The sequence below is a fragment of the Glycomyces albidus genome, assembly GCF_009451885.1.
GTDB lineage: Bacteria > Actinomycetota > Actinomycetes > Mycobacteriales > Micromonosporaceae > Glycomyces > Glycomyces albidus.
Genome location: NZ_WIAO01000007.1, coordinates 41,417 through 64,109, shown reverse-complemented (window position 1 = coordinate 64,109; position 22,693 = coordinate 41,417). Strand labels below are relative to the sequence as shown.

Sequence of the window (22,693 nt, the reverse complement as noted above, 5' to 3'; positions counted from 1 at the left end):
GGTCGCCGCCGACGGCCCGGTGCAAACCGCTGACCAGGCTGCGCATCGGCGTCGCCGGCGGTGACACTGGAGCCATGGATTACGTCGCCCGCGTACCGGCGCCGCCGCTCGACCGGTACATCGACGACCTCTACTGCCTCATCGGCACGCCGCGGCACCACCGCGTGAACGTCCCGCCGATGCCCTCGGCGCACCTGTTCCTCAACCTGGGCGGACCGGCCAGGCTGTGCGACTCCGACCCGGCGGTCCCGCCGGCGACGATGGCCGACGGCTGGTTCATGGGATTGTGGACCAGGCGCTTCACCGTCGAATACCCCGCGTTCGTACACCTGGTCGGCGTCCACTTCAAGCCGTGGGGGATGTCGCCGTTCGCCGGCCTGCCCGCGGACGAGCTGCGGGACCGCTGGGTGCCGGTCGACGCCGTCTGGCGGCGCTCGCTGGACCGCATCCGCAACCGGGTCGGCGGCGCCGCGTCCCCCGACGACGCGCTGCGGGCGCTGGAGGAGGAACTGCGGGCACGGCTCGCCGAAGCGCCGCCGCAAGGGCTCGACCTGGTCCGACACACCGGCCTCCGCCTCGAGACCGAGTTCGGCGCGCTCCCGATCGCCGGGCTCGCCGAGGCGGCGGGAGTCAGCCCCAACCACCTGACCGCGCAGTTCAGGCGCCATGTCGGGGTCACGCCGAAGCGGGTGGCCCGGATCTACCGGTTCGCGCGGCTGATCCTCTCCGTCGACGCGCTGCGCCCGGCGGACTGGGCCGGCCTCGCGAACCTGGCCGGATTCTACGACCAGGCGCACTTCAGCAGGGAGTTCAAGGACTTCACCGGCCACACGCCGTCCGAGTACCTCGCCCTGCGGCGCCGACTGCCGGCGGCGCGGGACTTCCCGCCCGACGCCGGCCCGATGCCCGCCGAGTGATTTTCTACAAGACCGGCCGCCCGGGAGCCGATACCGTCGGCTCGAATCAAACACGAGCATCGAGGAGCGACCGTGGGCGCAGTGATCATGCACAACGTGATGTCGGTTGACGGCTTCATCGCCGACGAGCAGGACGACGTCGGACCGCTTCACGACTGGTACTTCAGCGGGGACACCCCGATCACCGGCGGCGACGACCCCGAGTTCGACCACTCGGGGAGCGGGAGCGGGTTCCGGGTCTCGAAGGCGTCGGCGGCGTACGTCCGGCCGATGTGGGACTCGATCGGCGTGATCGTGATGGGCCGCCGCTTCTTCGACCTGGTCAACGGCTGGGAGGGCCGCCCGCCGGTCGGCGACCACGTGGTCGTCGTGTCGCACCGGCCCAAGCCCGAAGGCTGGCACCCCGAAGCGTCGTACCACTTCGTCGACGGCCTGTCCGCCGCCGTCGACAAGGCGCAGCACCTCGCCGGCGACCGGGTCGTCAGCGTCGCCGCGGGCGAAGTCGGCGGGCAGATGCTCGCCGCGGGACTCATCGACGAGGTGGCGATCGACGTGGTGCCGGTCGTGTTCGGCTCGGGCAAGCGCTACTTCGGCGGCATCGACGGACAGCACTTCCTCGAGGACCCGCACGAAGTCGTTCAGGGCGAACGGGTCCTGCACCTGCGGTACAAGGTCCGCCGGTGACCGCGCGATGCGGTGACGTTCGAGGACACTGACGATGCCGTCGCAGCACCCGCTGCGGCGGCGCTGTTGCGTTGCGCCCCAGCGCGTTGACGCTTCGGCCGGTCGCTGCACCGCTGATCCGTGCCGCGAGCGCGCCGGTACCGTACCGGCGCCGCGGCTGCGTGTCCCACCGCCGCTGTCGCCGGCTGAATGAGAGATTCAGTCGCGACTACTCACTCGTACTACAAGGGATCCTCGCGAACGCCGGGCCAGAAGCGCAAGAGGCGCTTACCGATCGCAACGGCGTGCGAAGCGGACGTGCGAATGGCGAAGGGGGCAAACCGGATCACCATACGTCGGCCGGAGTCCAATGTATCGATCTTCCAAGAACTCGTCCGAACGCCTTGTGCCCGCGCCAGCGTAGGTGGAAAGCGGCGCCCCCTCATGAGAGGGCCGCCGGACAGGAGCAAGGAGGAAATCCATGCACACCAACGCAACAGCACACGCAACCCGCACACGACGCGCATCAGCGGGAACTGCCGACGGTCGCAGGCGAGGCGAATGACCGATGCTGATGTGCATGTCGAACCACATCGACCCCGAACACGATTCGCATAGTGGGCGCCTCGCGCGCCCCACAGCGGCCCGCAAGGTGACCGCACTCGCGCTGGCGCACCTCGCCGCGGCGATGGTCGCCGCGACCCCGGCGCAAGCCGAAGAGATCGACCTCGCGCAGGCGGACAGCTCAGAGATTCGGGCACACGTCGACGATCTCGCTCGCGATCGCACGTCCGTCGAGCACGAACTGGAACGGCTCGAAACCGAACGGTCCGAACTGGACGCTCTGGTCGAGCAGGCCGACCGGGAGTTCGGCACCGTCGAAGCGCAGCTCGCGCGGGCCACCACGGCGATCGAGACCGCGGGCGACGACCTCTCGAGCAAGATCGAGTCACTGGCGGACCTGCGAACCGAGCAAGCCGTCCGCTACGAGGCGGCCGAGCGCGCCGGCGAGCGCCTCGAAGTCCTCGCCCCGATGATCGCCCGGCTCACCGACCGGTCCGAAGCGCTCTCCGCCGACCTCGAAACGGCCCGGCAAGCCCTCGAACGGGCAGAGGCACGCGAACGCGAACAGACGGCCGTTCGCTCGAGCGGCGCCTCGACGGCGTCCGGACCACCCCCGGAATCCGCCGGCTCGGTCGTCCAGTTCGCCTACGCCCAAGTCGGAAAGCCGTACGGCGCAGGCATGACCGGCCCGAACTCCTACGACTGCTCGGGGCTGGTCGTGGCCGCCTACTCGCAGTCGGGAGCGGACCTGCCCCGCTCGTCCCAAGCACAGTGGAACCAGACCGACCCGATCGGCCGCGATGAGCTGGCTCCAGGCGACCTGGTGTTCTCGCACGGGTTGGGCCACGTCGCGATCTACGTCGGCGGGAATCAGGTGGTGCACGCCACCAAACCTGGTGACACCGTAAAGGTCGCCTCACTCGAATACCTGCCCGTCGACGGCTACCGACGCGTGCCGGACTGACCAGCGGAGTGCCGAGATCCCATGCAGCTCAACGTGAACCGGTGCGCACGCCGTCAGTGTTCCGGTAGAGGCCCACCAGGATCGCCGCAGGGCCGGCCCTGCGGCCTCGGACCGCAAATCGACCGGCAGTCGCAGGAGGCCGCCACAGCCGACTGCGACTGCTTCGGCGGTGCGCGTCAGCTCGACGCGGTTTCCCTTGCAGGCGTAGCACGTCGCAGCGCGGCCTCGTACTCGGTGCGATCGAAGACGAAGGGCCCCAAGGCGCTCAGGTCCCAGTTCGTGCGGTGGCCGTTCCGGAAGTCCCGCCAGACGACGTGTTCGTGAGTGACCTCGATCTGGACGCACAGCGGCCAGCAGCCGTAGTCACCGCAGGTGCATCCGGCGACCACGGTGTCGCCGTCCCCGAACCACACCAGGGCCGGCTGATCGAGGAAGTGCCGGCTCGGCCAGCAGATCCGGTCGAGGTAGAGCAGGTTCGCATATCCGCCCGCGAGTTGGGGCTGACCGTCCGCCCTGGCGTCGTCGAGTTCCGCACGGCGGGCGAGGTCGATCAACGGGGTGCCGTCGACCGCGATCGCGAGCGACTGGCCGTCCTCGCTCAGGGTGGGAACATCCGCGGCCTTCGCCGGCACGAGCGCGAATTCGATGCGGTTCATCGCCGCAATCGTAGGTGCTGCCGGTCTGCCCTGTCGAGCACAAAGCCGAATGTCTCGCGTTCGATATATATGCCTTACTGAGTGATCTGCGAGGTCCCGGTGCCCCTCGGCGCTGCCGAGCCGTTCGATCCCGGCGTCCGTGAGCCGCCTCGCGGTCGGGCCCGGCACCGCTGTGCATTGCGCGGATTGCGAGACCGGGTCCGCGAACGTGAGTAACGTCGACATTGCAGGGCCGGAAAGTCGAGGCCCGTTCAGGTCTCCTATTCGAGGTGCGAACCGGTGCTCGCCGCCCTGAGCCAGGGCCCGTGCGGCTCGACCGGACCGCGTGGGCCTTCCACATTCCCATTGGAGGCGCTCGATCATGGGCAGCGACAGCGGAACGAACCTCGACAGGCTGCGAGAGGAGCTCCGCGGGCCCGTCCTCGCCCCCGGAGAGCCCGGTTACGACGAAGCCCGCAGCATCTACAACGCCATGATCGACCGGCGGCCGGCCGCGATCGCGCGGTGCGCCGACGTCGCCGACGTGCGGGCCGTACTCGCCTTCGCACAGGATGCCGGCATCGAACTCGCGGTGCGCGGCGGCGGCCACAGCGGCCCGGGACTGTGCCTGATCGACGACGGCCTCACGCTTGACCTCTCCCTCATGGGCGGGGTGCGCGTGGACCCCGGCGCGGGCACCGCGCAGGTGGGCGGCGGCGCCGAACTGGGCTCCATCGACCATGCGGCGCACACGTTCGGCCTCGGCATGCCCTCCGGCATCATGTCGACGACGGGCGTCGGCGGTCTCACGCTCGGCGGCGGGCACGGCCACCTGACCCGCAAGTACGGCCTGACGATAGACAGCCTCCTCTCGGCCGACGTCGTCCTCGCCGACGGCGCCTTCGTCACCGCTTCACAGGACGACCACCCCGACCTGTTCTGGGCGCTGCGCGGCGGCGGCGGGAACTTCGGGGTCGTCACGTCGTTCACCTTCCGACTGCACGAGGTCGAGGACGTCGGTGTCGGCCTGACCGTCTGGCCGATCGACCGCATCCAGGAGGTGCTCCGGTGGTACCGCGAGTTCCTCCCCAGCGCGCCGGAGGACCTCAACGGGTTCTTCGCCGTCCTGACGGTGCCGCCCGGACCGCCGTTCCCCGAACCGATCCACGGCCAGAAGATGTGCGCCGTGGTCTGGTGCTACACCGGCGATCTGGCAGAAGGCCGCCTCGAGGCGGTCCTGGCCGTCGCGAACGATCCGGCGCCGCCCGCCTTCCACTTCGCCGCGCCGATGCCGTACCCCGCGCTGCAGGGCATGTTCGACGAGCAGATTCCGAAAGGGCTGCACTGGTACTGGCGCGGCGCCTTCTTCGACGCGATCTCCGACGCGGCGATCGACGTGCACGAGCGGTACGGCGGCGCCCTGCCCACCGAGTTGTCGACCATGCACCTCTACCCCGTCGACGGGGCGGCACATCGCGTCGGCGCGGACGACACGGCGTGGGCGTACCGGGACGCCATGTGGTCCGGGGTGGTGGCCGGGATCGACACCGACCCCGCCGGCGCCGACCTGATCCGCCAGTGGTGCGTCGACTACTCGACCGACCTGCACCCGCACTCCATGGGCGGCTCCTACGTCAACTTCCTCGGTTCGAAGGAGGGACCGGAGCGCGTGCAGTCGACGTACCGCGGCAACTACGACCGGCTCGCATCGGTCAAGCGCACCTACGATCCAGAGAACTTCTTCCGCGCCAACCAGAACATCCCGCCGGCGGCCGGCTGAAGGCCCGCGGGGCCCGCCGCGCTCAGGCCCGTCCGCGGGCCCGATCAGTCGGCCGCGGCCTCCTCGACGCGGTCGAGCCACTCGTCCAGGAACGCGTCGAGCAGCACCGGCTGCTCGAGCTGGAGGTTGTGCCCGGCCCGGTCGAGGACGGCGAAGGTCGCCCGCGGGTAGTGCTCGAGCAGCGCATAGACATCGGCGTAACCGGTGTTGTCGTCCTGCCGCCCGGTCACGATCAGCGCGGGCCGCTCGAACGGCGCCCCGGATTCGGGGGCCGTGCTCAGCTCGTACCGCCGCGCCACCCGCACCAGCCCTTCGTCGTCGGCCAGCGCCAGGCCCGGCGCGATCTCCTCGCGGAAGCGGCGGAACGTCTCCGGAGACTGCACGACCGCGAGCTCGCCGTACGAGGCGGCGTCAGCCGGGGGCAGCCCGGCCATGAACTCGGGGTCGGCGGCGATCACGGTGTGGGGCGGCAGGGTCCGCCTGGAGCGGCGGGCCTCCTTCCCGATCGGGCACACGAGGCCGAGGCCGAGCACCTGCTCGGGGCGGGAATTGGCGACGGCGCGGGCGAGGTAGCCGCCGTAGGATTCGCCGACGACGATGAACGGCGCGCCGCCGATCATGTGGTCCACGAAGCCCTGGACGGCCTCGAGCATGTCGTCCGAGCCCTGGTACTTCTCCGTGATCTCCGTCTGCCCCATGCCGGGGAGGTCGGGGTAGAGGCGGCGGTAGGAGCGCCCGTCGGGGCGCGCGGCGGCGCGGCGGGCGAAGAACGGCTCCAGGAAACCGGTCATGAGGCGGTGGTCGGGGGTCCAGCCGTGGATCGCGAGGACGGGGGTTCCCGTCCCGTGGGTGACGAAGTGCATTGGCATACCGCAACCCTAAGCGCGGGTTCCAACCCGCTCAGGACTGCCGCAGGTGTCCGACGGCGTGCCTCGCGACTCCCGTTGTGCCCCAGGGGATCAAGGCACCGTGCGCTGGGGTGTCGGGGTCGGCGGTGGTCCGTGGCCTGTCCGACTGCTGATGACGAAGACACGGAATGCCTTGGGTACCAACCGCTGTTGCCGGATCGGCCGCCGCTGCCGCTGAGAGCGGTTCCGCCGCAGCGGATGTCAGAGCCCGGCGTCGATGATCAGCTCGGCGACCTCGCCCACGCCGGTGGCCGCCTCCGCGCGCCGGGTGGCTCCGGCGGCCAGTGCGCCGTCGATGAGCACGAAGAGCTGCGCGGCGGCGCGGCCGGCCGCGCGGTGCCGCAGCCGGGTCAGTTCGTGTTCGAGGAGCGCGGTGATCCGGCGCCGGTACTCGCGGGTGACGGCGTGCGCGGGGTGGTCGGGGTCGGCCAGTGCCAGGTCGGCGGAGAGGTAGCGGCAGCCGCGGAACGTCGGTTCGGCGATGACCGCCTCCAGGCCGTCGAAGACGGCGAGCAGGCGCTTCCGGGGGTCGTCGCCGGCGGCGTCCATGGTCTCGCGGTAGTGGCGCTCGTCGGCCTCGGTCGTGCGCTCCAGGACGGCGGTGACGAGGCCGTCCTTGCCGCCGAAATGCTCGTAGAGTGAGCGGCGGGCGACGTTGGCGCGCTTGAGGATCGCGTCGACGCCGACGTTCATGCCACGGCTGTAGGTGAGCTCTTCGGCGGCTTCGAGGAGGCGCTGGCGCGGTCCGGCCGCGGTGCGGGTGGCCATGGGGGCATTCTTCCATCCCTTGACAGGTAGATCAACCGGTCTATATATTCTGGGAATAGACCGACTGTTCTATCTACAGGAGTGATGATGGCCCCTCTGTCCACCGCCGAAGTGATCAACCGCTTCAACGACGCGTTCGTCGACCACGACCCCGGGGTCCTCGAAGACCTCGTCGCAGAGGACTGCGTCATGGAGGCGGTCCAGCCCGCCCCCGAGGGCGCTCGGTACGTGGGGCGCGACGCGTGCCTGTCGTTCTGGCTGGCACTCGCCGCGGACCGCACGACCCAGTTCGAAGCCGAGGAGATCGTCGTCGCCGGCGACCGCGCCACGATCCGCTGGCGCCTGCGCTACGGCGAGGGCCTCGCCGATTCGGTGCGCGGCGTCAACCTCATGCGCTTGCGGGACGGCCTCATCGTCGAAGCGCTGGGCTACAGCAAGACCCCGGGCGACCTCCCGCTCCCCGCCGACGAGGCGGCGCAGGAGGGGTAGCCGCGCCGTGAGGGGCTGCCGCTCTGCGGCAGCCCTTCGCGGCTCCCGCCTGCGCTGATTCGGCGCGGGACGCCGGTGCCCGGTCGGTTCAAGCCCGTGAGGTGCGCGGCGGCGCGGATCGTCGGCCGGGAGCCGCGAATCAGGCAGGCCGTCTCATGCGCGCGGGACCGAGCGGCCGCCGAGGTGGACGAAGCGCGCCGGACCCTCGTCGGCGTCGAGGAACTGGGCGTACCGGCCTCCGTCGGTCGCGAACGTCCCGGGGCCGACCTCGCGCAGCCCGAAGGCGGTCGGAGCGACCGGGAGGCCGGCCCGTTCGATCATCTCGGCGGCGTCGCCGATCGGTGTGATGACCGCGCTGAGACCGTCCCTTTCGGACGTCACCGCGAGGTGCTGTGTGCCGTCGGCGTAGACGCCGGTGTACCTGCCGGGATCGGCCACCGGTCTCGGCCGCAGGTCCGGGCCGGTCAGCGGCACTCCGGAGGCCGCCTCGGCGAGGGGTTCCACGAGGTCGCGGATCAGCGCCTTGTCGTCGCCGCCGTTGGTGAGCAGTGCGATCGCGACGCGCCGTCCCGGCACGACGTACAGCATGGACCCGAACCCGATCGCGCCGCCGCCGTGGCCGACGAGGGCACCGCCGCCGAACACCTCCCAGGCGAGCCCGACCGCTTTCGGCACCACCGGGGACGCGGGGATCGCGGCCCTCCCGGTCCGCATGGCCTTGGCCGACGCCTCGGACAGGACCTGCCCGCCGCCCGGCGCCCTGCCGTCGGCGGCGTGCATCATCCCGAACGCGAGCAGCGCCCGCGCCGACATGGCGAGGCGGTTCCCGGCGGCGGGGTTCGACTCGGGCATGGTCGCCCACACCGGCAGCGGCCACATGCCCCGGTCGCCTTGCGGGACATGCCCGATGGCGGTGTTGAAGCCGAGCGCGTCGTTCGCGTCGAACGCCAGCTCCTCGATCCCCAGCGGTCCGGCCAGATGCGTGCGCAGCGCCTGCGCGAACGTCATGCCGCGCACGACCTCGACGAGCCGCCCCAGGACGGCCATGCCCGCGCTGCAGTACGAGTACCGCGCGCCCGGGGCCTGGCGCTGCGGCAGCCGCGGGACCTCGTCCTCGACCAGGCGCTGGAGCGCATCGTCACCGCCGGTCGTGGCCTTCCACAGGTCGCCGTCGAAGCCGCCGGTGTGGGTGAGCAGGTGCTCCACGGTGATGCGCGCGCTCGCCTCGGGGTCGGCGGTGCGGAACCGCGGGAGGTGCGCCCGGACCGGGTCGCCGAGGGCGACCTGGCCTTCGTCGACCAGTTGCATGACCAGCGTCGCGGTCCAGACCTTCGTGATCGACTGGATCTGGAACACCGCGTCCGGGGTCGCGGGGACGCCCGTCCTGCGGTTGACCACGCCGGTCGCGGCCTCGGCCGTCGCATCGCCGATGCCGACCGCGACCGCCGCGCCGGGCACGCCGTGCTCCTCGGCCAGGCGGGCCAGGTCGGGCCCCAATCGATCGCGCACGTCGTCCATCGAGAGCATCGCGTCTCCAAACGTCGGGTTCCCTGGAACTCCCAGTCTCCCACCGCGATCCGCCGACCGGTTTCCCGCAAGAACCCCGGTGGCCGCAGCGCCGGCGTTCCGGGCGCGTGCATGAGCACGAGTCGCCGGCGAGGCTCGGCCTCGTGCAGGACGCCGTCGTCGGCGGCATCACGCCCGAACGCCCGCGCGGCGGCGGACGCGGTGGGTGCGGGCGGGTTCCCTCAGCCGGTGCCTTCGGCGCGCCGACGCAGGTAGCGCTGTTCGGGGAGGCTCGCGGTCATGCGCGCCGCATCGAGGAACGCCTCCCGTGCCGCCTCGCGGTCGCCCGCGCGGTCGAGCAGGAAGCCGCGCACCGCATGGAAGCGGTGATGCCGTTCCAGCGCCGGCTCCAACTGCCGCAACAGATCGAGGCCCGCCTGCGGGCCTTCGCTCATGCCGACCGCGACCGCGCGGTTCAAGGTGACGATCGGCGCCGGGTCGAGCCGGTTCAGGATCCGGTACAGCACCGCGATCTGCGCCCAATCGGTGTCGGCGGCGTCCTCCGCCTCCACATGCAGGGCCGCGATGGCCGCCTGAAGCTGGTACGGGCCGAGCGCGGAGGACAGCATCGCGTCCTCGACCAGCCGCGTGCCCTCCGCGATCAAGTCGCGGTCCCACAGCGACCGGTCCTGCTCCGCCAGCGGGATCAGCGTCCCGTCCGGGGATTCCCGGGCGGCCGTACGGGATTCGGTGAGCAGCATCAGCGCCAGCAGGCCGGCCGCCTCGCCGTCGCCGGGCGCGGCCTCGCACAGCATGCGGGCCAACCGGATCGCCTCCGCGGCCAGGTCGCGGCGCTGCAGCCGCTCCCCGGCGCTGGCCGTGTACCCCTCGTTGAAGATCAGGTACAGCACCCGCAGCACCGTGCGCATCCGCTGCGGCCGCTCCTCCTCCGGGGGCGGGGCGAAACGCGCCCCGACGAGCTTGCTCTTCGCGCGGCTGATGCGCGGGCCCATCGTCGCTTCGGGCACCAGGAAGGCGCGCGCGATCTCACCCGTGGTCAGGCCGCCGACCGCCCGCAGCGTCAGCGCCACCTGCGAGGCCGGCGTCAGCGCCGGGTGGCAGCACAGGAAGAGCAGTGCCAGCGTGTCGTCGTGCTCGATCGCCTCGACGGGCAGCTCCCGCGCCGCGGCGAGCGCCTCCCGGCGCCGCCGGGCCTCGTCGCCGCGGATGCGGTCGACCATGCGGCGCGAGGCGACCCGGTAGAGCCAGCCGCCCGGATTGTCCGGCAGCCCTTCCTGCGGCCACGCCAGGCTCGCCTCCAGCACGGCGTCCTGCACCGCGTCCTCGCAGGCCGCGAAGTCGCCGTACCGGCGGGTCAGCGCGCCGAGGACGCGCGGCACGGCCGCGCGCAGCGCGTCCTCCACGTCGCTCACATCTCCGACCCGGCCTCGAACATCACCTGGCGCACCTCGATCCCGAGACCGGGGATCCCCGCGTCCGGGATCTTCTTCGCCAGCTCGACGGCGCGCTCCTTACTATCGACGTCGACGAGGTAGTACCCGCCGATGAACTCCTTGGCCTCCACGTACGGGCCGTCGGTCGCGGTCGGCACCCCGTCGACGGCCCGGACCGTGACGCTGGCGGACGGATCGGCGAGCGCCTGCGTGCTGATCATCTCGCCGGAGGCGCTGATCTCCTTGATGAAGTCGCCGTGCCCGGCGCCGATCGCGGCCTGCTCCTCCTCGGTCAGCGATTCGAGCACCTTCGGGTTGATGTTCATGATGAGCAGGAATTTCATGATGTCCTCCTTGTCGGTCGCCCCCGAGTCGGAGCCGCCGCCGCGATTTTGACATCCGCGGGGCGCAAGATTTCGACTTCGGCTCCGACTGCGCCACGTCGACCGCAGAACGGAGCATCATGACCACCGACATCTCGCCACCACCGACCCGCGCCGGAGCACGGGAATGGATCGGACTCGCGGTCCTCATCCTGCCGACCCTGCTGGTCGCGATCGACGTCAACGTCCTCTTCCTGGCCCTGCCGCGGCTGTCGGCGGACCTCGGCGCCGACGGCGTCGAGCAGCTGTGGATCAGCGACGTCTACGGGTTCATGGTCGCCGGCCTGACCATCACCGCGGGCACGCTCGGCGACCGGTGGGGCCGCCGCCGGCTGCTGTTCGCCGGCGCCGCGGGCTTCCTGCTGGCGTCGCTGCTCGCGGCGTTCGCGACCGGGCCCGCCATGCTGATCGCCTCCCGGGCGCTGCTGGGCGTCGCCGGCGCCACCCTCATGCCGTCCACGCTGGCATTGATCTCCACGATGTTCACCGACGCCCGGCAGCGCGGCAAGGCCGTCTCGCTGTGGGCGACCTGCCAGTTCGCGGGCGCGGCCCTCGGGCCGGTCTTCGGCGGGCTGCTCCTGGAGCACTTCTGGTGGGGATCGGTGTTCCTGCCGGCGGTGCCGGTCATGCTCGTGCTGCTGGTGTTCGGGCCGTTCGTCCTGCCGGAGTTCCGCTCCCCGACGCCGCGCCCGATGGACCTGCCCAGCGTGGCGCTCTCGCTCGGAGCGATCCTGCCGCTGGTCTACGGCATCAAGAACCTCGCGGTCGGCGAGGCGGCGACGGTGCCGACCCTGGCGCTCGCCGTCGGCGGAGCGCTCGGGGTGTGGTTCGTCCGGCGCCAGTCGCGTCTGGACGATCCGCTGATGGACCTGGCGCTGCTGCGGCGGCCCGCGATCGCCGTCGTCCTCTCGAGCCTGCTCTTGGGCGGGATCCTGCTCGCAGGGGTCGGGCTGCTCGTCACCCAGTACCTGCAGAGCGTCCTCGGGTACTCCCCCATCGCGGCGGCATCGCTGTTCACGCCCATGGGACTGGCGATGGCGACGGGCACGCTGCTCGCGCCGCGGCTGGCGCGCCGGGCGGGGCGCACACGGCTGGTCTCCGGCGGCATGCTGCTCTCCGGCGCCGGCGCCGCCGTCCTGGCCGTGGACACCGGGCTGCCCGGGGTGCTCGTCGGCATCAGCGTGCTGGCGTTGGGGTTCGGGCCGCTGTTCGCGCTCGGAACCGACCTCGTGATCGGGTCGGTCCCGCCCGAGCACGCCGGCGCCGCCGCGTCACTGGCGGAATCAAGCAACCACACCGGCGGCAACCTGGGCATCGCACTGCTGGGGACGGTCGCGGCCGTCGTGTACCGCATCGGCCTGCCGCCCGGAGCCGACGGCGCGGTCCGCGAGACGATCGCCGGCGCGAACGCGGCACTGCCGGAGGGCGGCGCGCTGCTCCAGGCCGCGCGCGAGGCGTTCACGAACGGACTGCACGTCGTGGCGGTGATCGCGGCGGCACTGTGCCTCCTGGTCGCGGCCATGACCTCGCGCCTGCCCCGAGATTAGGCGCCTCCGGGAACCGTCGAGCACGCTGCGGCGGCACCCGGCCGCCGTGGATCGTCCACGATCGGCCTCCGGCGTGCGAGTCCCTGTCGCCCGCATGGCGCAGGTCCCCTCACCGGCGGTGGAGACGGTAATGTGTACGGAACCGGATTCCCTCCTCACCGAACGCACACGGTCATTCGGAGATGCCATGCAGCCCGCCCGTCCCATGGTCGAACTCGTACTCGAGACCGGCGACGACGCCGAGCAGCTCGAAGCCGATCTCCAGTCGCTCATCGCGGAGCTGCACGAGCTCGACCTGGAGGACCTCCAGCGTCCCGCCCGGTCCGCTCCGGACGGGGTCCGCGGCGTCGGCGGGTTCGAGCTGGGCACGCTCCTCGTCGCGGTGGGCGGGGCGGGCGCGACCGTCCCGGCGCTGATCGGCCTGCTGCAGGACTGGCTGCGGCGCCGGCGCTCCGGCGCCGTCCGGGTGAAGCTCGGCGACGACGAGATCGAGCTGACCGGCGTATCGCCGAAGCAGCAGGAGCGGCTGGTCGAAGCGTTCCTCGCGCGCCACAGCGAGTGAGCGCCCGTGGCCAAGCGCGCGCTCATCATCGCGAACGGGACCTACGACGACGAGCACTTCTCGACGCTGCCCGCGGCCGCCGCCGACGCCGCGGCCCTGGAGGCGGTGCTCGCCGATCCCGCGATCGGAGGATTCGAGGTCACGTCCCTGGTGGACGTCTCGCAGCGGGCGGCGATGCGGTCGCTGGAGGGCTTCTTCGCGAGCGCGGGACCCGACGACCTGCTGCTGCTCCATCTGTCCGTGCACGGCTGGAAGGACCTCTACAACCGGCTCCACTTCGTCATGCGCGACACCGAGCGCGCATATCCAGGGGCGACCGCCATCGCGGCCGAGATGGTCAGCGACTGGATGACCCGCAGCCGCTCGAAGCGCATCGTGGTCACGCTCGACTGCTGCTACAGCGGGGCGTTCGTCGTCGGCGGGGCGCGCCGCTCCACCACGACCCCGGAAGTCGACGTCACCGAGCCGATGAACGGCAGCGGCAGGGCGGTGATCACCGCCTCGACATCGCTGCAGTACGCGCACGAGTCCGATGAGCAGATCAGGTCCAGCCGGAACGCCGCCAGCCCCTCGGTGTTCACGAAGGCGTTCGTGAACGGACTGGGCGACGGCTCCGCCGACCGGGACGGCGACGGCCGAATCTCCGTCCACGAACTCTTCCAGCACATTCACGAGCAGGTCAAGGAAGCGGTCGAGGGGCAGACGCCGACGCTGAGCGTCGACAACATCCAAGGGGTGCTCTACCTCGCCCGCAATCCTCGTCAGGGGAGGCGCCGCTCGGAAGCGGACGCCGGGGCGGCGCACGACGCGAACGTATGGAGGCGCGTCGGTGCGCTCTTCGCACTGGAGACCGAGCTCGGCAGCGTCCACGAGGACAAGCGGGAGCGGGCGGAGGCGGCCCTGCTGCGCTTCATGGAGGACCCCGACCCGCAGATCGCCGACCGGGCCCGCGCCCTCTGGCACGAGCGCGGCCTGGGCGAGATCCCCGGTCCGCGACGGGCGCAGGGCGGTCACGGGTCCCGGCAGCGTGCGGCCGACAAGATCGCGGTCGGCATCGACTTCGGCACGACCAACTCGTCCGTCGCCTATTACGACGGCGAGGACGCCCGGATCATCCCCAACCGGGAGGGATACCGGTCGACGCCGAGCCTGGTGGCGATCGCCGGCGACGGCTCGGTGCTGGTCGGCAACCCCGCACTGCGCCAGATGATCGCCAATCCCGACTACACGGCCCGATCGGTCAAGCTCAAGCTCGGCACCGGCTGGAGCATCGAGCGCGGCGGCGTCGAATTGAACGCCCGCAAGGCGACCGAGCTCATCCTGGCGCAACTCCACCGCGACACGGAGGACTACTTCGGGCACGAGGTGAAGAACGCGATCGTGACCGTGCCGACCGATTTCGACCGGGTGCAGCAGCTCGAGCTGGTCGAGGCCGCGTCCGAAGCCGGATGGGAGGTGATGCGGCTCTACAACGAGCCCACGGCGGCGGTCATGGCGCTCGGGATGCGCCAGGACCTCGAGCGGACCGTCCTGGTCTTCGACCTCGGAGGCGGCACGCTCGACGTGACCTTGGCCGAGATCGGGGACGGGGTGGTGGAGGTCAAGGCGACCACCGGCGACGGCGGCCTCGGCGGCGACGACTGGGACCGGTGGCTCGTCGCGCACTTCAGGGGCCTCGCCCGCTCGGAGGGGGTCGACCTCCCGGCCAATGCCGAAGTCGCGCAACGGCTTTGGGAGGCCGCGGAGAAGGCGAAGATCGAACTCTCCTCGGCCGCGAGCGCAAGAGTGCTGCTGCCGTACCTCGCGACCGGTCCTGCCGGGCCCTACCACTTCGATCGCACCGTGACCCGGAGCGAGTTCGAGCGGGGCACGCTCGGGCTGCTCGACCGGTGCCGCCGTCCCGTCCAGAGGGCGCTGGACGACGCCGGAATCGAGCCGGGCGTGATCGATCAGGTCATCCTCACCGGCGGGGCGTCGCGGATGCCCGCGCTGGAGCCGATGGTCAGGTCGGTGACGGGCAGCCCGAAGGTGTACCGGGGCCTGATCCCCGAAGGCATCGCCACTGGGGCCGCGCTCGTCGCCGGCACCCTCCTCGGCTCGTACAAGGACGGCCTGCTCCTCGACACGAACCTGGCGGGGGTCGGCGTCCTGCTGCACTACGGCGTCCTGAAGCCGGTTCTGGCGGAGCACACCATCGTGCCCACCAAGGTGTCGTCCTATGTCACCACGATCGAGGACGGCCAGCCGACGGCGGCGCTGCTCTTCGTGGAAGGCGATCTGAAGGGCCCGGCCGAGAACGCACGGCCGCTCGCGCTGCTGGAGCTCACCGGCCTGGTCCCGAGACCCCAAGGCGTCCCGCTGATCGAGGTGAGCGTCGACATCGACGCCAATAAGCATCTTCACTTGACGGCCACGGAGCTGGACTCCGCCTCCGATGGCGGGCCGCCGAACGAGGTGCACGCCTCGGTGGACCGCCGGACGATCGAGCGGGCCGAAGCGTACCTGCGGTCGCACGGCGGGCTCCGGAACGCCCCGGGCGCGGTCGCTTCAGCCCCGGCTCCGGAACACCGTCCACCGGCGCGGTGATCCACAAGAGACATTCGTTCGGCTCGGCTTGCGCCCTGCCGGCGATACGGTCATCCCGACGCCGTTCGCGCGAGCGGTGACACCTCGGCCCGCCTGATATGCGCCGCTTGGGAAGTCGTCCGCGGCGTCATCGGCCGACCGCGCCGTCAATGCGCTCGCGGAGCAGATCGGCGTGGCCGTTGTGGCGGGCGTACTCGTCGATCAGGTGGAGCAGGACCCAGCGCAGCGACAGCGTGCCGCGCCGGCTGTCGTCGCACGTGACGTCGAGGCTCGGAGCCGCCGGCACGAACCGGTCGGTGAAGGCCGCCGCCTCCCAGAACGCCGCCCATGCCTGCTCCACGCACTCGGGCGTGCCCACGGCCTCGTTGAAGTCGGCGTCGTTGTCGTCGACGCGCCAGTAGAGCGGTTCGCTCACGTCCCCGGCGATCCGGCCCCGGACCCACCCGCGCTCGACGTCCGCCAGGTGCCGCACCAGGCCCAGCAGCGACAGGCCGGAAGGGGCGACCGAGCGCGAAGCCAGCCGCTCGGGACTGAGACCGGCGCATTTCCAGGCGAAGGTCTCCCGCTGCCAGCGCAGGAAGCCCAGGAGCGTCTCGCGCTCCCCGGCCTGCCCGGGCGGTTCGGTACGCGGGCGGACGCCGGGATCGGGGAACTGCTCGGGTGTCATGGCCCGATCCTGCACCACCGCCTGCCGCGCGGCAACGGAGTCGCCCGCTCGGAACGACCGGGGACCGGATGCGCTCCGGCACCGCCGACCGCGACTTCTGCACCGGCGTCCCCGGGGGCCGCCGCCGGCATGGGCTCGATCGTCTGGCGCGCTGCTATGTTGGCACCAGCATCCGCCCTGAACGAAAGCCGACGCCATGGCCGACACCAGTACTCGCACGGGCGCGTTTCGATCGCGGCGCAGGATCATCGTCTGGGCGGCGCTCGTCGCCGCGGTGGCGCTGCTCGCGGTGGCGGCGGTCCGGTGGCTGCTGCCGGAGGCCGAACGGGTCGAGGACGATGCCGCCGGGCTCTCCTACGAGCTGCCGGCGGGCTGGGAGGAGCTTCCCGATTACGACCGCGCCGAGCGGTTCACGTCCGCTGCGGACGCGGGGCTGCTCGGGCCGTTCGTGGGCGGGTTCGGCGAGGAGTTCGCGCCCGGCGGGGACCTCGGAGCGCTGGCGGAGTCGATGGCCGTCGAGCTGCCGCGAGACATGCTGTCCGCTTCGACGGCGTTCACGGTCCTTCGGTCGGAGTCCGTGGACATCGGAGGGCGCGCCGCGCACGAGATCGAGTTGACCGCCGCCGACCCGGTGCACGGCGGCGCCTATGTCCGCTTGCTCGTCGTCGCCGTGGACGCCGGCCGTGCGGGAGTGCTGTACGGATTCGACTACCTGGACCTCGATGACGCGCGAGGCGAGATCGGCGACGTCTTCGCGAGCGTTGAGCTGTGCTGAGGTGCTTCCGGCCGCGGATCGTCAGCCGAGGCGCCGGGCCCGCAGGACGGTGTCGTGCCGGTGGTGCGTGCCGGGCGGGGCCGGCGCGGTTCGGGCGCGGGTCTCGTCGGCCTCGACGACCCACTCGCCGTTGAGGAGTCCGGCGATCTCGGACGGCTGGTAGAAGGCGGTGGGGTCGATGCCTTCGCCGCGCAGGTGCCCGAGGTCGGCGAGGTCGTGACCGGCGACCAGGAGCGTGCCGCCGGGGGCCACGGCTTCCAGCAGGCCGTGCAGCGCCGTGTGGCCCGGCTGTTTCGGGAGCGGGAAGTACTGGGCTGACACGAGGTCGAACGCGGCCTTCGCGGGCGGCGCGACGGTGAGGTCGCCCTGGGTCCAGGTGACACGTCCGTCCAGGTCCGCGCCGGCGGCGGCAGCGCGTTCGAGCGCCACTGCGGAGATGTCGATGCCGGTCACCTGCCAGCCCCGGCGCGCCAGCCAGATCGCGTCGGCGCCTTCGCCGCAGCCGACGTCGAGGGCCCGCCCCGGGCGGAGACCGGTGGCCTCGGCGACGAGCACGCCGTTCGGTCGGCCGCTGAAGAGGCGGTCGCGGCTGCGGTAGCGCTCGTCCCAGTCGTGTGCGTCCATGCGTTCTGCTCTCCTTGCCGAGATCTCCACTGTGGTCCGCCGGCCGGGCGGCTGCGGCGTCGTCCGCCATCATCGCCGCCGCACTCCGATCGCGGCAAGTTTTCTTGCCGGAACCGCAAATCGGGCCGTCTGGGCGCGGTTCGGAACCGGAGGCCGTTGGGCCGCTTGGCATGAGCCGGGATGCTCACTCGCGACCCGGCTGCCGTTCACGCTCCTGCTCGCCGACGTGTGGACGACCGACGCCACCGGTCTGGCGATGCGACCTCGGTCGTGCACACGCTCGGCGGCTACGCGGGCGGCCTCGGCCTCACCGCCGTCGTCGCCCTGGTCGCGATCCGCATCGAACGCTCCGGGCGCGGCGCCGGCCCCCTGGCCGCCGCGACCGCCGCGCTCGGACAGCGCTCGCTGACGTTCTACGTGCTCCAGTCGGTCGTCTTCGTGGTGCTGTTCTACCCGTTCGCCCTCGGCCTGCACGACGCGATCGGCTTCGCCGCGAGCTTCGCCGTGGCCGCAGCGATATGGGCGGTCTCGGTGCTCCTGGCCGAATGGATGCGCCGCGCCGGCCACCGGGGCCCGCTCGAAGCGCTGGTTCGCCGCATGATCGACCGCACCTAGCGCAGGACGCGTTCACCCGCGGCCCGGCGATCGACCCCGGCTCGGACGGCCTTCAGGCGGCTTCGAGGACGAAGAACAGGAAGCACAGGAACGCCGAGTCGGGAGTCTTGACCTCGTCGGGGAACCGCTCGTGGGCGCCGGGGGCCGGACGCGGCTCGCTGACGACCGCGATCCGGAACCCTGCCTCTGTGAACGCGCCGGTGATCGCGGGCAGCGGCCGGTGCCAGAGCTTCAGCACGGCGCTCTGGCCGCTGAACGTGTACTCCTCGGCGTACTCGTGGGTCGCGAAGTAGTCGCGGTCGGGGTAAGCGACCTTGTAAATGAAGGGGTGGTTGACGGCCGCGATGAGCCGGCCGCCGGGCACCAGCACGCGCCGCAGCTCGGCGAGCGGCGCCGTCCAGTCCTCCAGGTAGTGCAGGACCAGGCATGCGACGGCGTCGTCGAACGCGTCGTCGGGGAAGGGCAGCGGATCGTTGAGGTCCGCTTGCAGGAGCGCCGCGCCGTCGCCGAGCCGCCTGCCGGCCAGCTCCAGCATCTTCGCGCTGGGGTCGATGCCGGTCACGTCGGCGCCCCGGTCGCGGAGGGCCTCGAAGAGCGGCCCGGCACCGCAGCCGACGTCGAGGACCCGCCTCCCGGCCACGTCCCCGGCCAGATCCAGGATCGCGGGCCGCGCGTAGTAGCCGTTGAGGAGGCTCGACTCCGTCTCGGCGGCGTACGCCTCGGCGAAGCCGTCATAGTCGGTGGTCGGAGTCCGGTCGCTTGATCCGGATGCATGCACTCGATCGATGGACATCGGTCCATCCTGGCATGGCGAGTCCGTCGAAGAGCATGCGCACCAAGGAATTCGAAGGGTTCCGCCAACCGCATCGGGAAGACCGCGCAGGGCCTGGCCAGTGCGGCCCGCGAAGGTCTGCGGGACTCCGCCCGGACCCTCCACTCGCGAACGCGACCGCCGTGCCGGCGCGTTCGCGGGTACCGCACCGGCTCATGCCTCCACGATGCGCACGGACGCACCCGCCTCGGTGAGCCTGTGCCGCGCGGCGGTCGCGGTCGCATGGTCCACCCCGGAGAGGACCGTCGACGGCATCCGGTCGGTCAGCGCCTTGGCTTCGGCGAGGCCCGAGCCGCTGAGCGCCCGGATCTCCTTGATCACCTGGATTCGCCTGCCGCCCGAAGCGTCCATGACGACGGCAAAGGTCTCCTCAGGGGCGGCGCTCGCGGAGGCGGTGGCCTCGGTGATCCGCACCGTGGCACCCGCTTCGGCGAGCAACCGGTGAGCGGCACCGGCGGACGCGTGGTCGACGCCGTCCAGGACGGTCGACGGGGCACGGTCGGCCAGGTGCTTCGCTTCGGCAAGGCCCAGACCTGTGATCACCCTGATCTCCTTGATGACCTGAATCGGCTTGGCGCCGACGGCGTCGAGGACGAGCGACCACGTGCCTTCACGGACCGACCCGGCGCTGAACGAGGCGGTGCCGCCGCCGCGCGCATTCCGGCGGTCGGCCCGCATCCCGGCCACGATCGCCGCCGCCGTACCGGCTACCAGGATCAGCGCCAATGCCACCAGCGCGAAGGAGGGGTCACGATTCATGACGGCCATTCTGCCGCGTCACCGCCACGGCCAGTGGCCGTGCCGCACCCGGGTGAGCCGGGTCGGTCGCGGCTCCGCCGTTCGATGCGTTCGGAGCGCCCGGAGCCGCGCGGGTCGCTCAGGCGAGCGGTCCTTCGCGCTCCACTACCTCGGCCGCTCACCGTCGCCGCGCGATTCGCTCTCTCCGGGGAACCTGGCGGTCAATGCGAGGCCGAGCACGATCATGAGGAAGCCCAGGCCCAGGTGCAGGACGCCGGTCCACACGTCGGCCGGCAGGAATCGGGCGGCGCCGACCGCGTCCGCGAAGAGCCCGTACACGCCCAGCACGACGATGCAGGCGCCGCCGATTAGCAGGTACCAGCGCGACGACCCGACCGACAAGGACGCCACGAGCCCGACCACCCCGCCCGAGAGGTGGACGAGGTTGGAGAGCACCGTGACCGCGAAGACGCCGAAGAGCTCGGCGGAGGTCTCGGTCCCGGCGAAGCTGATCCCGGACAGGCCCGGTGTGGAGAGCGGGACGAAGCCCATCACACCGAACAGCAGGAGCATCCAACCGGTCCCGGCGGCGCCGTCCTGGACGGCGGTGGTGCGCCGCCGTTCCACTTCGTACCAGAAATACCCGGGCGGGGACTTCGATCCGATGTCCATGGCTCACGCCTCCTTCATCCGTCTCGAGCCGTCACCGCGCCGCCCGCGGCGGCGGCGGGCCGAGCGTCCGTCGATGCGCGGCGAGGTCCGGTGCCGGATACCCCGTCGCCCCCGGGCGACACCCTCGCCCGCGGCGCCCGCCGCCGGACGACCGAGCCGCCGGAGCGACTGCGATGAACGACGGGGGTCTCGCAACCTTGTCGCCGATCGCAGGAGCAGTTCGAACACCGGTACTGAGGTGATGACGAGGGCGGGGTCGACGGCCGGGCATCGTCGGGCGACCGCTCGACGACCGTCCGCCCCGAGCCGCCCACGCATCGCGGACCGACCGGGTCGAGGCGCAGGCTCAGGAGCGGTTCCACCGGCGGTGCCCGTGTCGCCGCTCACTCGGGTTTGCGTTCGAGCGCGCTCGAACCCGTAGCGTCGTCGCCATGACAGCAACGACCTGGATCATCACCGGCACCGCAAGCGGCCTCGGCCGGTCCCTCGCGAACGCCGCGCTCGCGAACGGCCACAACGTCGTCGCCGCGCTTCGGAACCCCGACCGGATGGCCGGCCTCGCCGCCGCACATCCGGGCCGCCTCCTCCCGGTCGACTACGACGTCACCGACACCGCCGCCGCACCCGGCCTCGTCCAGACCGCGCTCGACCGGTTCGGCCGCGTCGACGTCCTTGTGAACAACGCCGGCCGCGCCGTCGTCGGCGCCGTCGAAGAGGTCGGCGACCGGCAGCTTCGCGACCTCATGGACCTCCACCTGTTCGGGCCCGCCGCACTCGCGCGCGCCGTGCTCCCGGCGATGCGCGCCCAGGGCTCGGGCACGATCGTCCAGATGTCGAGCCAGGGCGGGCGGACCTCCTTCCCGGGCGTCTCCGCCTACTCCGCCTCGAAATTCGCCCTCGAAGGCTGGTCGGAGTCCCTCGCGGGCGAGGTCGCCCCGTTCGGGATCCGCGTCATGATCGTCGAACCGAGCCGCTTCCGCACCGGCTTCCACTCCGCGCTCGAGTTCACCGACACCGCGGACGCCTACGGGGCCCTCGCGCCGATCCGCTCCGACATGGCCGACGTCGCCGGCCGCCAGGAAGGCGACCCCGACCGGGCCGCCCGCATCATCACCGACCTCGTCGCCACCGACGACCTGCCGCTGCGCCTCCCGCTCGGCGCCGAGGCCGTCCAGCGCCTCTACGCCGCCTACCAGCGCGACCTCGACGGCGTCGTCCGCCTCGCGGACCTCGCCCGCAGTGCCGACTTCGAAGGCGTCGCGCCCTCGGTCCGGCCCGTCTAGGTTCGAACCATGGCCACCGATGAACTCCTGCACCGCGCGCTCGAACTCCTCGGCGACGACCCGCTCTCGGTCGAGGCGATCCAGCGCGTCACCGATCCCGGCGCGCTCGCCGAGTCGATGACCATCGCCGAAGTCGCCGAGCTCCTCGACGTCTCGGCGCACACGCTCCGCTACTACGAGCGCGCCGGCCTCGTCGAGGTCTCCCGCGACGCCCTCGGCCACCGCGTCTACGACCCCGCCGCCGTCCGCCGGCTCGTGTTCCTCACCCGGATGCGCCTGTCGGGCATGCCGATGCGCGACCTCCAGCACTACATCGCCCTCGCCGACGCCGGCGACGACACCGTCCCCGAACGCCTCGACATGCTCATCGAGCACCGCGACACCCTCCGCCGCCGCATCCGCGAGCTCACCTTGTCCCTCGCCGCCACCGAGTTCAAGATCGCCACCTACGGGGGCAGGGCGGCACCGGACGCGGTCGACGCGGAGTCGTCGGAGTGAGTCGCGAGACCGCCACCGGCGGTCCGCGGACGGTCGCCGGGTTGTGCGAGGCGACACTCACGCTTGAGAACGTGGCAAGTCCATTGACCTCGCCCGTACGCTAGTTTTCCCAGGCAACTGCAATACACGAAGCGCGTCAGAGGATTTCCAGGCGCAAGGGAGCCGGTTCATTCGTTCCGGTTCACCGTCACGGCATCTCCCTCTCGAATCGCCCGCCCGACCCGCCGGCCGCCGCTCACGCGGTGCCGGAGTCGGGCGCCGGC

At 71.7% G+C, this 22,693-nt stretch carries 23 protein-coding genes; 12 read left to right on the top strand and 11 right to left on the bottom strand.

All coding sequences use genetic code 11. From position 1 onward, the window contains the following. Window positions 1-74 precede the first annotated feature (74 nt). The 3 genes from GFD30_RS08130 to GFD30_RS27820 all read left to right on the top strand — a co-directional run bounded on the left by GFD30_RS08130 (window position 75) and on the right by GFD30_RS27820 (window position 3,108). A complete protein-coding gene (locus tag GFD30_RS08130) occupies window positions 75-917 on the top strand; it encodes a helix-turn-helix domain-containing protein (protein ID WP_153024693.1) in 843 nt (280 codons plus the stop codon). A 72-nt stretch (window positions 918-989) separates the two neighbouring features. Further along, window positions 990-1,601, top strand: a complete 612-nt coding sequence (locus tag GFD30_RS08125; RefSeq protein ID WP_322633064.1) for a dihydrofolate reductase family protein — start codon at window positions 990-992, stop codon at window positions 1,599-1,601. Window positions 1,602-2,232: 631 nt separating this feature from the next. Beyond that, on the top strand, window positions 2,233-3,108 hold the full coding sequence (locus GFD30_RS27820) for a C40 family peptidase (protein WP_194201891.1): 876 nt from the start codon (window positions 2,233-2,235) through the stop codon (window positions 3,106-3,108). Window positions 3,109-3,284: 176 nt separating this feature from the next. Here the strand turns inward: GFD30_RS27820 and GFD30_RS08115 are convergent, their stop codons facing one another. After that, window positions 3,285-3,764, bottom strand: coding sequence for a hypothetical protein (locus tag GFD30_RS08115; RefSeq protein WP_153024691.1), 480 nt, complete (start codon window positions 3,762-3,764; stop codon window positions 3,285-3,287). Window positions 3,765-4,125: 361 nt separating this feature from the next. Here GFD30_RS08115 and GFD30_RS08110 point away from each other — a divergent pair, with 361 nt between their 5' ends. Further along, a complete protein-coding gene (locus GFD30_RS08110; protein WP_153024690.1) occupies window positions 4,126-5,523 on the top strand; it encodes an FAD-binding oxidoreductase in 1,398 nt (465 codons plus the stop codon). Window positions 5,524-5,567: 44 nt separating this feature from the next. Here the strand turns inward: GFD30_RS08110 and GFD30_RS08105 are convergent, their stop codons facing one another. Next, entirely contained in the window at window positions 5,568-6,392 is an 825-nt protein-coding gene (locus tag GFD30_RS08105; RefSeq protein WP_227995951.1) for an alpha/beta fold hydrolase, read from the bottom strand. Between the two features lie 240 nt (window positions 6,393-6,632). Further along, a complete protein-coding gene (locus GFD30_RS08100) occupies window positions 6,633-7,199 on the bottom strand; it encodes a TetR/AcrR family transcriptional regulator (RefSeq protein ID WP_153024689.1) in 567 nt (188 codons plus the stop codon). A gap of 87 nt (window positions 7,200-7,286) precedes the next feature. Between GFD30_RS08100 and GFD30_RS08095 the strand changes: the two genes are divergently transcribed. Beyond that, window positions 7,287-7,688, top strand: a complete 402-nt coding sequence (locus GFD30_RS08095) for a nuclear transport factor 2 family protein (RefSeq protein WP_153024688.1) — start codon at window positions 7,287-7,289, stop codon at window positions 7,686-7,688. A gap of 153 nt (window positions 7,689-7,841) precedes the next feature. Here the strand turns inward: GFD30_RS08095 and GFD30_RS08090 are convergent, their stop codons facing one another. The 3 genes from GFD30_RS08090 to GFD30_RS08080 form a co-directional block, all read right to left on the bottom strand. Beyond that, window positions 7,842-9,215, bottom strand: a complete 1,374-nt coding sequence (locus tag GFD30_RS08090; RefSeq protein ID WP_153024687.1) for a serine hydrolase domain-containing protein — start codon at window positions 9,213-9,215, stop codon at window positions 7,842-7,844. A 221-nt stretch (window positions 9,216-9,436) separates the two neighbouring features. Then, window positions 9,437-10,627: an RNA polymerase sigma factor gene (locus tag GFD30_RS08085; RefSeq protein ID WP_322633063.1), complete on the bottom strand. Its 1,191-nt coding sequence runs from the start codon at window positions 10,625-10,627 to the stop codon at window positions 9,437-9,439. Next, on the bottom strand, window positions 10,624-10,992 hold the full coding sequence (locus GFD30_RS08080; RefSeq protein ID WP_153024686.1) for a YciI family protein: 369 nt from the start codon (window positions 10,990-10,992) through the stop codon (window positions 10,624-10,626). Before GFD30_RS08080 ends, GFD30_RS08085 begins: the two co-directional genes overlap by 4 nt. 119 nt (window positions 10,993-11,111) lie before the next feature. Here GFD30_RS08080 and GFD30_RS08075 point away from each other — a divergent pair, with 119 nt between their 5' ends. From GFD30_RS08075 to GFD30_RS27815, 3 genes are all read left to right on the top strand, one after another. After that, complete coding sequence (locus GFD30_RS08075; protein WP_153024685.1) at window positions 11,112-12,578, top strand: MFS transporter; 1,467 nt, start codon at window positions 11,112-11,114, stop codon at window positions 12,576-12,578. Window positions 12,579-12,765: 187 nt separating this feature from the next. Beyond that, a complete protein-coding gene (locus GFD30_RS08070; RefSeq protein WP_153024684.1) occupies window positions 12,766-13,140 on the top strand; it encodes an effector-associated constant component EACC1 in 375 nt (124 codons plus the stop codon). Between the two features lie 6 nt (window positions 13,141-13,146). Then, window positions 13,147-15,726 carry a caspase, EACC1-associated type gene (locus GFD30_RS27815; RefSeq protein ID WP_153024683.1) on the top strand — a complete coding sequence of 860 codons (2,580 nt, stop codon included), beginning with the start codon at window positions 13,147-13,149 and terminating at the stop codon, window positions 15,724-15,726. Window positions 15,727-15,853: 127 nt separating this feature from the next. Here the strand turns inward: GFD30_RS27815 and GFD30_RS08060 are convergent, their stop codons facing one another. After that, entirely contained in the window at window positions 15,854-16,393 is a 540-nt protein-coding gene (locus GFD30_RS08060) for a DinB family protein (protein WP_153024682.1), read from the bottom strand. Window positions 16,394-16,589: 196 nt separating this feature from the next. Between GFD30_RS08060 and GFD30_RS08055 the strand changes: the two genes are divergently transcribed. After that, window positions 16,590-17,168 carry a hypothetical protein gene (locus tag GFD30_RS08055; protein ID WP_153024681.1) on the top strand — a complete coding sequence of 193 codons (579 nt, stop codon included), beginning with the start codon at window positions 16,590-16,592 and terminating at the stop codon, window positions 17,166-17,168. Between the two features lie 21 nt (window positions 17,169-17,189). Here GFD30_RS08055 and GFD30_RS08050 read toward each other — a convergent pair whose 3' ends face one another. Continuing rightward, entirely contained in the window at window positions 17,190-17,792 is a 603-nt protein-coding gene (locus GFD30_RS08050; protein ID WP_153024680.1) for a class I SAM-dependent methyltransferase, read from the bottom strand. A 180-nt stretch (window positions 17,793-17,972) separates the two neighbouring features. Between GFD30_RS08050 and GFD30_RS08045 the strand changes: the two genes are divergently transcribed. After that, complete coding sequence (locus GFD30_RS08045; protein ID WP_153024679.1) at window positions 17,973-18,407, top strand: DUF418 domain-containing protein; 435 nt, start codon at window positions 17,973-17,975, stop codon at window positions 18,405-18,407. 52 nt (window positions 18,408-18,459) lie between these two features. Here the strand turns inward: GFD30_RS08045 and GFD30_RS08040 are convergent, their stop codons facing one another. From GFD30_RS08040 to GFD30_RS08030, 3 genes are all read right to left on the bottom strand, one after another. After that, window positions 18,460-19,200, bottom strand: a complete 741-nt coding sequence (locus GFD30_RS08040; protein ID WP_153024678.1) for a class I SAM-dependent methyltransferase — start codon at window positions 19,198-19,200, stop codon at window positions 18,460-18,462. A gap of 192 nt (window positions 19,201-19,392) precedes the next feature. Continuing rightward, window positions 19,393-19,998 (bottom strand): ribosomal protein L7/L12, encoded by a 606-nt coding sequence (locus tag GFD30_RS08035; RefSeq protein ID WP_227995950.1) that lies wholly within the window; start codon window positions 19,996-19,998, stop codon window positions 19,393-19,395. Between the two features lie 144 nt (window positions 19,999-20,142). After that, window positions 20,143-20,649, bottom strand: coding sequence for a DUF4383 domain-containing protein (locus GFD30_RS08030; RefSeq protein ID WP_153024676.1), 507 nt, complete (start codon window positions 20,647-20,649; stop codon window positions 20,143-20,145). Between the two features lie 431 nt (window positions 20,650-21,080). Between GFD30_RS08030 and GFD30_RS08025 the strand changes: the two genes are divergently transcribed. After that, a complete protein-coding gene (locus tag GFD30_RS08025) occupies window positions 21,081-21,932 on the top strand; it encodes an SDR family NAD(P)-dependent oxidoreductase (protein ID WP_153024675.1) in 852 nt (283 codons plus the stop codon). A gap of 9 nt (window positions 21,933-21,941) precedes the next feature. Then, complete coding sequence (locus GFD30_RS08020) at window positions 21,942-22,430, top strand: MerR family transcriptional regulator (RefSeq protein ID WP_153024674.1); 489 nt, start codon at window positions 21,942-21,944, stop codon at window positions 22,428-22,430. Window positions 22,431-22,693 lie beyond the last annotated feature (263 nt).